This is a genomic window from Bradyrhizobium sp. S3.2.6 (assembly GCF_040546885.1).
Lineage (GTDB): Bacteria > Pseudomonadota > Alphaproteobacteria > Rhizobiales > Xanthobacteraceae > Bradyrhizobium > Bradyrhizobium cytisi.
Genome location: NZ_JBEPOS010000019.1, coordinates 22,926 through 35,521, shown reverse-complemented (window position 1 = coordinate 35,521; position 12,596 = coordinate 22,926). Strand labels below are relative to the sequence as shown.

The 12,596-nt window shown below is 64.1% G+C and carries 11 protein-coding genes; 2 read left to right on the top strand and 9 right to left on the bottom strand.

All coding sequences use genetic code 11. The features are described 5' to 3' along the window. Positions 1–4 precede the first annotated feature (4 nt). From ABID58_RS27340 to ABID58_RS27300, 9 genes are all read right to left on the bottom strand, one after another. Positions 5–943, bottom strand: coding sequence for a carbohydrate ABC transporter permease (locus ABID58_RS27340; RefSeq protein ID WP_354035883.1), 939 nt, complete (start codon positions 941–943; stop codon positions 5–7). Beyond that, entirely contained in the window at positions 940–2,265 is a 1,326-nt protein-coding gene (locus ABID58_RS27335; protein WP_354035882.1) for an ABC transporter substrate-binding protein, read from the bottom strand. The genes ABID58_RS27340 and ABID58_RS27335 overlap by 4 nt, the downstream gene beginning before the upstream one ends. A 75-nt stretch (positions 2,266–2,340) precedes the next feature. Continuing rightward, the gene (gene soxA / locus ABID58_RS27330; RefSeq protein WP_354035881.1) at positions 2,341–3,120 is read right to left on the bottom strand and encodes a sulfur oxidation c-type cytochrome SoxA; all 780 of its coding nucleotides are present in this window, start codon (positions 3,118–3,120) and stop codon (positions 2,341–2,343) included. Next, positions 3,117–3,434 carry a thiosulfate oxidation carrier complex protein SoxZ gene (soxZ, locus tag ABID58_RS27325; RefSeq protein ID WP_354035880.1) on the bottom strand — a complete coding sequence of 106 codons (318 nt, stop codon included), beginning with the start codon at positions 3,432–3,434 and terminating at the stop codon, positions 3,117–3,119. Before soxZ ends, soxA begins: the two co-directional genes overlap by 4 nt. Then, entirely contained in the window at positions 3,434–3,892 is a 459-nt protein-coding gene (locus tag ABID58_RS27320; protein ID WP_148752411.1) for a SoxY-related AACIE arm protein, read from the bottom strand. Before ABID58_RS27320 ends, soxZ begins: the two co-directional genes overlap by 1 nt. 8 nt (positions 3,893–3,900) lie before the next feature. Beyond that, positions 3,901–4,350, bottom strand: coding sequence for a sulfur oxidation c-type cytochrome SoxX (gene soxX, locus ABID58_RS27315; protein ID WP_148752410.1), 450 nt, complete (start codon positions 4,348–4,350; stop codon positions 3,901–3,903). Next, positions 4,343–5,644: an FCSD flavin-binding domain-containing protein gene (locus ABID58_RS27310; protein ID WP_354036012.1), complete on the bottom strand. Its 1,302-nt coding sequence runs from the start codon at positions 5,642–5,644 to the stop codon at positions 4,343–4,345. The genes soxX and ABID58_RS27310 overlap by 8 nt, the downstream gene beginning before the upstream one ends. Before the next feature lie 44 nt (positions 5,645–5,688). After that, positions 5,689–7,875, bottom strand: a complete 2,187-nt coding sequence (locus tag ABID58_RS27305) for a xanthine dehydrogenase family protein molybdopterin-binding subunit (protein ID WP_354035879.1) — start codon at positions 7,873–7,875, stop codon at positions 5,689–5,691. Positions 7,876–7,886: 11 nt separating this feature from the next. Next, entirely contained in the window at positions 7,887–8,336 is a 450-nt protein-coding gene (locus ABID58_RS27300; protein WP_354035878.1) for a (2Fe-2S)-binding protein, read from the bottom strand. A gap of 272 nt (positions 8,337–8,608) precedes the next feature. Here ABID58_RS27300 and ABID58_RS27295 point away from each other — a divergent pair, with 272 nt between their 5' ends. Continuing rightward, on the top strand, positions 8,609–10,228 hold the full coding sequence (locus ABID58_RS27295; RefSeq protein WP_354035877.1) for a B12-binding domain-containing radical SAM protein: 1,620 nt from the start codon (positions 8,609–8,611) through the stop codon (positions 10,226–10,228). 171 nt (positions 10,229–10,399) lie between these two features. Next, positions 10,400–12,595, top strand: coding sequence for a hypothetical protein (locus ABID58_RS27290; RefSeq protein ID WP_354035876.1), 2,196 nt, complete (start codon positions 10,400–10,402; stop codon positions 12,593–12,595). Position 12,596: the final 1 nt, after the last annotated feature.

The following is a 12,596-nucleotide window of genomic DNA, read 5'->3' as shown; positions in this document are numbered from 1 at the left end:
GGAGTCATGCGTCGCTCGCGATCTCGGTCCACAGCATGCGCTGGCGCGCGTAGAGCATCACCGCCGCAAGCAGGACAATCAGCAGGAAGAACACGACCGCGATCGCCGAGCCGTAGCCGAGGTCGTAATAAGAGAAGGCGACGCTGTAGAGATAGATGTTGATCGTCTCCGAGGCCGAGCCCGGTCCGCCCTGCGTGATCGCGAAGATGATGTCAAAGCTCTTCACGGCGTCGATCATGCGGATCATGCCGGCGATGAACAGGAATGGCATGATCAGCGGCAGGGTGATGAAGCGGAACACCTGCCACAGGTTCGCGCCGTCGATCTGCGCGCTCTCGTAAGGCTCGGTCGGGATCGCGGCGAGGCCGCCGAGCACGATCAGCATCACCAGCGGCGTCCATTGCCAGGTCTCGACCAGCACCAGCGAGGGGATCACCGTTGCCGGGTGAAACACCCAGAGCTGCGGAGGGATGCCGATCAGCGACAGCAGATAGTTCAGCACGCCGAGCTGCGGGTGGAACATCATGGTCCAGACCAGTGCGATCGCCACGGGCGTTGCCATCATCGGCATGATGAAGACACCGCGCAGGAAGCCGCGTCCCGCGAATTTCTGGTGAAACACCACGGCCGCGAATGTGCCGAACACGAGCGGCAACACCACAGACAGCACGGTGTAGACCAGCGTATGTCCGATCGCCTCGATGAAGCGAGGATCGCTGGTCAGCCGCAGATAGTTGGAGAATCCGACGAAGGTGGTCGACGAGCCGACCTTCCACTCGTTCAGGCTCATCCAGATGGTGAAGACCCACGGGAAGATGATGATGGCGAGCACGACGACGAGCGCCGGCACCACGAACGGCCAATAGGACGGCGGCCGCAGTTCCTTCCCCGGCGCGGCAGCAGACTGTGCCGCGCCCGGAGTCGATTGTGTCAACGCACTCACGCCTTTTCGCTACGCTCCAGGATCGGCCGGTACTGATCGTTGGCCTTCTTCAGCTCAGTCGCGGGATCGGCGCCAGACAGCGTCGCAGTGACCGCCGCGCCGACGATGTCGCGGAATTCGGCGACCGGGATCACGACGGGAAGACCGAGCTTGCTGATCTTGGCGGAATCGACCACCGACTGTAGCCATTCCTTGGGCATCTTCACGCCCTTCTGGACCTCGGCATCGCCAAGGATCGAGTTGCGGAACGGGACACCACCGCCGGCCTGGAGCAGCCGGGCGCCCTGCTGCTTCGAGACGATCCATTGGCAGAGCTGATAGGCCGCCTCCTTGTTCTTGCTCGCCGCGGCAATACCGACGCCGTCGCCGTAGGTGGCCGAATACTGCCCCTTCGGTCCGGCCGGGACCACGGTGTAGCCGACCTTGCCGACGACGCGCGAGGCGGCCGGATCTTCGAGCGGCGGTGCCCAGCCGACGCCATCGATCCACATCGCAGACCTTCCTTGTGTGAAGGAGGCCATCGATTCCATCCAGTTGAAGCCGGCGACGCCGGGAGGTGCCGACTTCGTCAGCAGCGTCTGGTACAGCTTGGTCGCGGCAACGGCTTCGGGGCCATCAGTCAGGATGTTGCCCTTGGCGTCGAGGAATTCACCGCCATAGTCGAGGAAGAAGTTGCCCCACAATGCCATGTTGGCGTTGCGCAAGCCGCGCCCGACGAACCCGTAGGTGCCTTCCTTAGTGTCGGTGAGCTTCTCGGCGGCTGCGGCCATCTCGTCCAGCGTCTTGGGCACCGCAACGCCCTTCTTCTGGAAGAGCTCCTTGTTGTAATAGAGGATGAAATAGTCGACCGACCAGGGCAGCGACAGCATCTGGCCCTTGTCGTTCCTGGCGTATTGCAAGCCGGCAGCCGAGAAATCGCTCTCGACGAGGTCGGGCGCGGTCAGCGTCGGATCCTTCAAATAGGGCGTTATGTCGGCGAGCCAGCCAGCCTTCTCGAATTGCCGCTTCTGCACATGATAGCTGATATGGACCACGTCGAAGCTCGGCCGTCCCGAGGTCAGCTCGATCACGACCTTCTGGCGCTGCTGCTGCTCGGGAATCTGCTCGGCTTCGACCTGGATACCGGTGAGCTCGGTGAATTCCTTGACATATTTTTGCAGATTATCGCCGCGCGGTCCCTTGGCGAGGATCACCTCCAGCTTGGTCCCGGCATATTTCTTCCAGTTCACCTCGGCGCGCGCCGGCAATCCCGTCAGGCTGAGCGCGCCAGCTGCGGCAGTGCCGGTCAAAAGCGTACGGCGCGAGATTTTGTGGTCAGCCACTTTAGTTCCTCCCTGTGACTCAATTTGGGGGGATACTAGCGACCGTTCCACGCCTGCCTAGCCCTAATTTGGGCGTTACGGTCGCACCGCTGGCGTTTCCATCGGCATTCCGTGCGCCCGCGACATCAGATAGAGCTCGAGCGCCACCAGTTCGGGCGCGCCGTAGTCATAGGCCTGGGCGCGGACACCGGTCATGCAGCTGCGCAGGCGCCGCTCCAGCGATCCCAGCGTCTGCCATTCCAGCCGATAGAGCGGATAGCCGGTCGGCTGCGCTTGCGTGATCGGCGAGCCCGCGAGGCGCTTCTCAAAGTTGTCGTCGTGGCAATTGGTGCAGGCCAGGTTGAGCTGACCCTCGCGCTGCATGAAGAGATTACGGCCTTGTTCGACGAAAGGCTTGAGTTGTGGATCGTCGCCTGCGGTGATTGCGACGCCGCGCGATTGGTGGGCAACGAAGGCAGACAGCGCCAGGACGTCGCGGCTCTCGTAGGGCAGCGGTGCTGCCTGCTGATGATTGGCGCGGCAGAGGTTGATGCGCTGGTCGAGCGTGACGGGGCGCCCGAGCGCCTTGTCGAAGGCGGGATAGCGGGCCGCGATGCCCTTCATGCTGCTTCGCGCATCGCCATGGCAGTCCGCGCACGCCTTGTGCGCGCTGCCCGCCTTCTTCGTCCACAGCGCCTCGCCGTCGAGCACGAACAGCATGCCCGGATTGGAGCTGTCGTCATCCTGCATGGCGCGGGTATCGGGGCCCATGAAGGAATAGCCGGAGCGGCGCGCGTCGGGCGGGATTTCGCCGGCGAGCAGGGCAGGAGCCGTGGCGGCCAGCGCCGCCAGCACTATCGCGCGCCAAAAATTCATTCGACCGTGATCGATGCCGATGCGGTGGACGAATAGCCGTTGTCGCCGATCCATTCGAACTCGAACTTGCCGCTCTCCCTGGCGACCGTGAAGAAGGACAAATAGGGATTGGCGGCGATGGCCGGAAACAGATCGGCGCGGAAGATCTCGGTGCCGTTGTAGCGGCAGGTGAAGCTCGTGATGATGTCGCGCGGCACCAGCGCACCGTCCACGGTGTGGCGAAAGCCGGTTTCCATGATGTGCGAGGTCAGCGTGCGAATCTCGATGATGTCGCCGCGATTGGCCTTTGCGGGGACGTTGATGAGGGCGGCCATCAGTTCACCTCCTCGGTGCAGGCGGCCAGCGTCACGACAATATCCGCTGCGACCTGCCAGAAGCTGCCGTCGGAGAGGCGGGCGATCGCGACCACCTTCTGGGTGTCGGCGAGCCGGATCCGCGTCGAGATCTGGGCGCGGCCGGAAGAAGGGCTCAGATAGAAATGACCTATGTTCGGCTGCGGGTTCTTCTCGTTGAAGACGTGGATGCTCTTGACGTAGTCGTCCGCCGTCATCGGGCTCGCGACGCTGACCGTCATCGGCACCGTGTTGCCGTTCTCGACCAGAGGCGGAATGTCGAGCTTGACCTTGCCGGTGCGAATTGGCGCCTCGCCGACGATGTTGCGGATGGCCGTGTTGAGCATCGCGGGCGTTGCTTCGACCGGCCGTGGTGTAACGATTGGAATGACCGTGACACTGCCAGCCAGGGTTAGAAATTGTCGTCGCGTCGTTGGCATGACCAGTCCTAGTTCCGAAGTGTTGCAAGATAAGCCACGATGTCCTCGATCTCCGCGGCCGACAGTATCGGTTTGCCGGTGAAATTGCGTCCGACGCGGACGAGGCCGTCGTTGCGGTAATAGGACGGCATGATGGTGTCCGGGTTGAAGCGCGAGGCGTCCACCATCCGAAGCCGCAACTGGCTCACCGTCCAGCGGTTCCCCGCGCCGGTGAGATCAGGCGCGAGGTCGCCCTGAAACCGCGTTTCCGGGAACGGGCCGGAATGACAGAGGATACAGGTCGTCGTGCGTGCCAGCACTAGCGCGCGTCCGCGCGCGGGATCGCCAGGCGAGCCTGTGAGCGATTCCGCGATGCCGTCGCCGACAATCTTGTAGGGCGCGAGTCCCTCGGCGCTCGTGTTGGAGACGAGCGCGAGGCTGGCGATCAGGGCAACGATGTGGACCGTCGATCTAGCCAAAAGTGTCCGCCGTGATGGTTTGAAACCAGCGTTCCGCCCCGGCCGCCTCGCGGGCGCGCAGTTCACGCGGCGCATCGACCGGACTCGTCGCGCCGCCTTCGACCTCGGCAAAGATGTCGCCTCTCGGCTGGTAGTTGCCGGCGAGCGAGAAGCCGTAGCCGGGTGCGACGGTGTTGTAGCAGACGCCGGTCAGCCGTGGCGCCTCCGGCGTACGGCCGGCGAGCAGGTTGACGATGGCTGCAGCGCAGGCCTTGCCTTGTGCGTTTGCGGCCGATGCCGATTTGGGAATGCCGCCGCCGAGGCAGGCGTCGCCGATGACATGGACGTTTTTGACGAGCTTTGACTCGAAGGTCACAGGATCGATCGGGCACCAGCCGGTGGCGTCAGTTGCGCCCGCGATCTCGGCAATGTGCCCGGCGCGCTGCGGCGGGATGACGTTGGCGACGTCAGGCGTGTAGTTGCCGAACTCCGTGACGATGGTTTTGGTCGCGGGATCGACCGAGGTGACGCGGCCGCCTTGCGACAGGCCGATGCGCTCGATCATCTCGCCGTAAAGCTCCTTCCATGCCTTCTCGAACAGCCGCTGCTGCGGGAAATCGTCCTTGGCATCGAGGATCAGCACTTTCGAGCGCGGCTTCCGCGTCTTCAAATAATGCGCGATCAAGCTGGCGCGCTCGTAGGGCGCGGGCGGGCAGCGCGAGGGATTGGCGGGGATCGCGATGGCGACCGTGCCACCGTCGTCCATCGCCTCCAGCTGCCTGCGCAGCAGCAGCGTCTGCGCGCCGGCCTTCCAGGCGTGCGGCATCTTTTCAGATGCGGCTGCGGCCGCGTCATAGCCGGGCAGGGCATCGAAGTGAAAGTCGATGCCCGGCGATAGCACGAGGCGGTCATAGGGCAGCGCGACGCCATCGGCCGTCAGGACGCTGCGCAGCTGTGGCTCGATGGTGGTCACGGCCTGACCGATCACGGTGACGCCTTCGGCAGCTAGCCTGTCGTAGTCAAACTGCTGCGCTTCGATGTCGCGCAGGCCCGCGATGACCTCGTTGCTGAAGGGGCAGGAGGTGAAGACCGCATTGGGTTCGATCAGGATGACTTGCAAGTCTCCTTGCAAGTCTCCTCGCGCGCGCTTGAGCGCGCGGGCGCAGGCTGCTCCACCGAAGCCGCCCCCGACCACGACGACGCGGCCTGTCGATTGCGCGCGCAAGACCGATGGCCGCGCCAATGTCGCGGTTGCGGCGGTGATGCCGAGCACGGCAGTGCGCCGTGTCATCGGTCGCGTGGTCATGTGGATCATCCCGGCAAGTGCCGCGGCGGCCATAACGGCCGCCGCGGCTTCTCTTACGCGAAACTGATGTTCTGGTCGCGCAGCGGCACCGAGCGGATACGCTTGCCGGTCGCCGCGAAGTAGGCGTTGAGCACCGCAGGCGCCGCAACACCGATGGTCGGCTCGCCGACACCGCCCCAGAATCCGCCGCTCGGCACCATCACCGATTCCACCTTCGGCATCTCGTTGATCCGCATCGAGTTGAAGGTGTCGAAGTTGGTTTGCTCGATGCGGCCGTCCTTGACGGTGCAGCCGCCGTAGAACAGCGCCGAGAGGCCATAAACGAAGGAGCCCGCGATCTGCCGCTCCACCTGCGCCGGATTGACGACGTAGCCGGGATCGGTGGAGGCGACGATGCGGTGCACCTTGATCTTGCTGCCGTCGGTCACCGAGATTTCGGCGGCGCCGGCGACATAGCTGCCATAGCCCATCACCTGCGCGATGCCGCGATAGACGCCCTGCGGTGCCGGCGTTGCCCAGCCGATCTTCTCGGCCACGGCATTGAGCACCGCCAGATGCTTGGGATTCTTGCCCATCAGCTTGCGGCGGAATTCGAGCGGGTCCTGGCCTGCGGCATGGGCCAGCTCGTCCATGAAGCATTCCATGTAGATCGCGTTGTGATTGACGTTCACGCCGCGCCAGAAGCCGGGCGGAACATGCGGGTTGCGCATCGCATGCTCGATCAGCAGGTTCGGCACCGAATAGCCGAACGCGGCCTCGCCGGATTGGGCGACGCCCTGGAAGGCGGCCGGATCCATGCCGTTCTGCAACGCTTCGGGGCGCAACGAGAACAGGATCGACTGCCCGGACAGGCGGTAGTGCAGCGCGACCAGATTGTTGTCGGCATCGAACGCGCCGGTCATCTTGCACTGGGTGATCGGATGATACCTTCCGTGCGTCATGTCCTCTTCGCGCGACCATAACAGCTTGATCGGCGTGCCCGGCATATGCTTGGCGATCGCGACGGCCTGGCGGACATAGTCCGTCATGCCGCGCCGGCCGAAGCCGCCGCCGAGCATCACCTTGTGCACGTCGCACTTCTCCGCCGGCAGGCCCGAGGCCTCCAGCACTGCGGCGAAGGCCGCCTCGCCATTCTGCGTGCCGCACCAGACATCGCATTTGTCCGCGGTGTAGAGCGCGGTGGCGTTCATCGGCTCCATCGTGGCGTGGTTCTGGTAGGGATAGTTGTAGACGGCCTCGACCTTCTTCGCGGCGCCGGCAATTGCCGCCTTCACGTCACCGTTCTTGTTGCCGACATAGGCCGGCTGTGCGTCGTCGAGGCCCTCGGCCAGCCACTTCGCAATCGTCTCGCTCGAGACCTTTGCGTTGTCGCCCTCGTCCCAGACGATCGGCAGCGCTTCCAGCGCGGTCTTGGCGTGCCACCAGGTGTCGGCAACGACCGCGACCGCGGAATCGCCGACCTTGACGACCTTCTTGACGCCTTTCATGCCGGCGACCTTGGCCTCGTCGAAGCTCTTCACCTTGCCGCCGAACACGGGGCAATCCTTGATCGCGGCGTTCAGCATGCCCGGCAGCTTGATGTCGATGCCGTAGACCATCGTGCCGGTGGTCTTGTCTGCGGTGTCGAGCCGCAGCAGGCCCTTGCCTACGATGGTCCAGTCCTTGGGATCCTTCAGCTTGACGTCGGCCGGCGGCGTCAGCTTCGCCGCGGCTTCGGCGACCTTGCCGTAGGTCGTCGTCTTGCCCGATGCCTTGTGCGTGATGACGCCCTTGGCGACGGTGCATTCGGCGGCCGGCACCTTCCACTCGTCGGCGGCGGCCTGGATCAGCATCACACGCGCGGTGGCGCCGCCCTTGCGGACATAGTCCTGCGAGCTCCGGATGCCGCGGCTGCCGCCGGTCGAGAAATCGCCCCAGACGCGCTTGCGGGCGACGCTCTGGCCGGGCGTCGGATATTCGGTCGTGACCTTCGACCAGTCGCATTCGAGCTCCTCGGCGACCAGCTGGGCGAGGCCGGTGAGCGAACCCTGGCCCATCTCGGAGCGGGCGATGCGGATCACCACGGTGTCGTCGGGCCTGACCACGACCCAGGCGTTGACCTCGGGCGAGCCGTCGGCTGCGCGGACCACGGCGGGACCGCCGAACGGGATATCAAGACCGATGGCGAGGCCCGTGCCGACAGCGGCGGTGCCGATGACGAAGGAGCGGCGGTTCATCTTGGGAGAAACATGCTTGTTCATGTGCTGGCTCCTCAGGCGCTTGCGATCGTGTGGATCGCTTCGCGCACCTGCTGGAAGGTGCCGCAGCGGCAGATATTGGTGATGGCCTCGTCGATGTCGGCGTCGGTCGGCTTCGGCTTCTCGTTCAGGAGCGCTGCCACAGCCATGACCATGCCGCTCTGGCAATAGCCGCACTGCGGAACGTCCTTGGCGATCCAGGCCTGCTGCACCTTGTGCAGCGTGCCGCCCGAGGCGAGCCCCTCGATCGTGGTGATTGCCTTGCCCTCGGCCTCGGCGACCGAGATCCCGCAAGAGCGGATGGCGACACCGTCCATGTGCACGGTGCAGGCGCCGCATTGTGCAATGCCACAGCCATATTTGGTGCCGGTCAACCCGGCATTTTCGCGGATCGCCCAGAGCAGCGGGGTGTCCGGCTCGACGTCAAGCGTGAGGGTTTTTCCGTTGATTGTTAGGTTTGCCATCGCAAGTCCCCTGATTGGCCCATCCACCGATGGACTCAGGGACGCAATGTGTCCGGCAAGCTGGAACTGTTCAAATCAACAGTCTGAGGGGTGGCTGCCGAAGATTCTGGCTGTCGCGGGAAGATTATGGATCGGGCGGTGTTGCCTCCCTGCGCCAGCGGACATGGTTTGGGGCGACGCCGGGGCTTGAGGGACGAGCGACAGTTTGTCCCTTTTATCGGGTGCAAGACGGCAATGCTTTGCTACACTGCACCCGAAACAGAAGGAGTTCCATGAACGTGCCGAGTCCCTGCAACGTGCTGATGCTCTATCCGCTGTTCTCGGCAGAGTCCTTCTGGAGCTTTGGCGAATCCTGCAAGGTGCTGGGCGTCAAGCGCCCAGCCGCCCCTCTGGGCCTGATCACCGTCGCGGCAATGTTGCCCGAAAGCTGGACGGTCCGGCTGATCGATTGCAATACGGCGCCCTTCGGCGACGAGGATCTCGCCTGGGCCGACGTCGTCTTCACCGGTGGAATGCTGCCGCAGCAGGCCGACACGCTGCGTTTGATCGAGCTCTGCCGCGCGGCGGGCAAGCCGGTGGTGGTCGGCGGCCCCGATCCCACCTCGAGCCCCCACATCTATGAGAGGGCCGACATCCGGGTGCTCGGCGAGGCCGAAAGCGTCATCGATGAGTTCATCGCGGCTTGGGAGGGTGGGGCGCGTTCCGGCACTTTCACCGCGCCGAAATTCCAGGCCGACGTCACCAAGACGCCGGTGCCGCGCTTCGACCTGCTTAAGTTCGAGGACTATCTCTATCTCGGTGTGCAGTATTCGCGCGGCTGTCCGTTCACCTGCGAGTTCTGCGACATCATCGAGCTCTACGGCCGCGTGCCGCGGACCAAGACGAACGAGCAGATCCTGGCCGAGCTCGAGACGCTCTACCGGATGGGCTACCGGGGACATCTCGACTTCGTCGATGACAATTTCATCGGCAACAAGAAGTCGCTGCGGCTGTTCTTGCCCCAACTGGCCGAATGGCAGCGCGCCCATGGCTACCCGTTCGAACTCTCCACGGAAGCCTCGGTCAACCTGGCCGACGATCAGGAGCTGCTCGATCTGATGGGGGCGGCCAATTTCTTCGGCATCTTCGTCGGCATCGAGAGTCCGGATCCCGCCACCCTGGTTGCGATGCGCAAGAAGCAGAACACGCGGCGCAACATCGCCGAGAGCATCCACAAGATCTACGCGGCCGGCATGCTCGTCACCGCGGGATTCATCGTCGGCTTCGACAACGAGCAGGTCTCGATGGCGGAGGCCATGATCGAGTTCATCGAGGAGGCCGCGATTCCCGTCAGCATGGTCGGCCTGCTCTATGCGTTGCCGAACACGCAGCTCACACGCCGGCTCGAGCGCGAAGGCCGGCTGCATCCGGGCCACGACGTGGCGCCGACCATCGGCGCCGATCAGTGCACGGCCGGGATCAACTTCGATCCAGTGCGGCCGTTGCGCGACATCCTGATGGACTACAAGAAGGTGTTGGAGCACATCTACAGCCCGGCCGCCTATGCAAGCCGTATTGATCGCCTGATGACGCTGCTCGACCGTTCAAGGCAGCGCTCCGAGCTTGCCGTGGGTGACATTCGCTCCAGGATCGGGGCGATGGAGACGGTGCACAAGGTAGTCACCGCCCTTCCCGAGGCACGCGGGCCGCTGTGGCAGACCTTCATGAATTGCGCCAAGCGCGACACCTCGTCGGCGCGGATCGCGGTGCAGATGATCGCGGCCTATGCGCATCTCGGGCCGTTCTCGCGCAAGGTCATCGATGCCATCGACGCGCGCCTCGCCGCGCTGGATGAGCAAATGCCGGTTCCGGTCGTCGCTGACGGCGAGACCGTGGCGCGAAATCTGGCCTGACATCCCTCCCAAATTCAGCGCTGCGATTGTGAGCCTCTCGCTTGACGGCGCGACAACCTGGAGGCGATCGTCGTCAGGATAACACCGGGCCGCCATCGATTGCGGCGACGCGCGCTAATTTCCGAGCCTGTCAGCCATATTGCGACGAGAATAGCTTTAGCGGAGTGCGGCATGTCCAGGAAGGTGATCGGCTGGTCGATCGCGGCGATCGTCGCGATCTTTCTGCTCTTGAACTATCTGCCCTCGTTCGTCGCCGACTCCCTCTACAAGAATGTCGACGATATCACCGATGGGGAGATGCCCGCCACCGTCACCTCGTTCGAATCGGGACCGGAGGTCGTCAGTACGATCGGCGGCAGCGGCGAGGGACTGAACTGCAGCCTTCCCGCGGTGACCAACATCTTCTTCGACGGAAGCAGGGACGACAAGGGCAGGCGCCACCTCGTCCTGCAGCGCTTCCGGCAGGCCTGCGTCTTCCACGATCTCTGCTATCGCCACGGCCTCGCCACCTACGGCTATAACCAGAACGATTGCGATCGCATCCTGCAAAATGCGGCGTTCCGGCTCTGCACCTATATCCGCAATGGCAGCGGGACCGGAAGCGCGACGCGCTGCCAGACCGATTCGAAGATGGTCCTGGCAGGCGTCAGCATGGGCGGATACAACGCCTTTCGCGGCTGGGATCGATCGACCTATTTCGAATTCGAATCCGATCCGTTCCGCTCTGACGGCTTCCAGGCCAGCCGTGTCGTGGATCATCCGTTCAAGGCTGTCGATCCCGCCAAATATCGCAACGAGCCGGATCAGGTCATCCTGTCCTTCGAGAACGTGCGATCAGACATCGCCGTCACCTGCATGACCTGCGGAAAGCTGCCTGTGTTCGAGTACACGCAGGATCCGAACGAGGTCGACGCCGAGCTGCGTTTGGTGGGCGTGACCAAGCTTCCGGAGGCGCTGCTCAAGCGCGAGCCGATGCTGTCGGAAACCGTCCCGATCTGGCTGCCGCCGCGCCGCCATCATGCGGCACCGCATTTGCTGGTCGACAGCAGGGGCAAGGATCATCTGATCTGGATGAGCCGGAACAATCCGCAGGACACCATGTCCTGCATCGTCGGCGCCGACGCCGCGCGGCTTCTCACCAATACGCTGCCGCGGCGGGATCTGTGCTCAAAGGACGCCGAGTCGTTGCTGACCATGGTGGAGGTCGACATGTTCGCGACCTCTCCGCTGCTGATGGAAATTCCAGGCGCGCCGGAGCCCATCTACGCGACGGCCATCAGTCCGCAGAAGACGGTCGACAACGATCTCAGCTTCTGCTCGCGTTCGGCATCCAGGCCGGTCGAACAATCCGGCAATGACGACCGGTCCAGATGCATCCACTTCACCGGAGAAGCTGTCAACACGGGCGCGGCGCTCGGCGCATTCCAGAATTTTCCGGTCATTCGTGCCGGACAGCAGATCGTCTTCGCGCGGGACGTCGACCAGCGGACGAGCTCGCCGCTGACGGCGATCTGGCAGCGCGCCTTCGGCGATACCTTTTCACCGGGTGGCGCGCTGCTCGTGATCGACGTCGCGCCGCCGGCCACGCCCAAGGGCCCCGCCGCGGCCAAGCTGAAGAAGATCGTCCGGTTCAATATCGACGATCGCTTCGACCCGATGATGCCGATCACGCGCAAGGTCGACGATCTGCGCTTCCTCAGCCTGGAGGCATCGAAGGAGACCGTGCGCCTCCGCATGATCGATTTCGCCAGGGACAACCCGGCTCTCGGCAACGTGCGATTGACGATGGGCAGCGGCGACGTGGAGCTGGATCGCTCCTGGGCCGCAAGACCCGTGATGGTGCTGGAGACCAGGGACGTTCAACCCAGGACCAGGCTGGTGTTTTCACGCGGTGAAATCGCGATCGATCCCGGCAGGCCGGTCTCGCCGGATGCGACGACGGAAGCACTGACATTGCAGACCCTGGTGTTCGAGCGCGACGCGGCGGCGCCTTCGGATGCGCCGTTCGTGAAATCGGCCGGCGCGGCTTGCAGGATCACCTATGAGTTCGCACCCGGTCATACCGACTGGCCATGCTATCGCGCGTTCGATCCCGATCGTTCGATGCGGGCCTCGCCGGCGGCGCGGATGCAGGCGTCGCAGATGCTGGTCGGGCATTTCTCGCAAGGCGGCGGACACGGCATCGCGTTTCCCGATGCCTGCCTGAAATCGGAGCCGGTCGTTCTGACGCCGCAGGGCGGCTCGTATAAGCCCCTGAGCGACACCGCGGGCTGGGACAATCCACCAAAGCTGCGGCGGACGATCACATGCGAGCCGCTCGACGCGGCAGCGATCGTGAGCCGGCCGATCGCGCAGAGGGCGCCGTGAG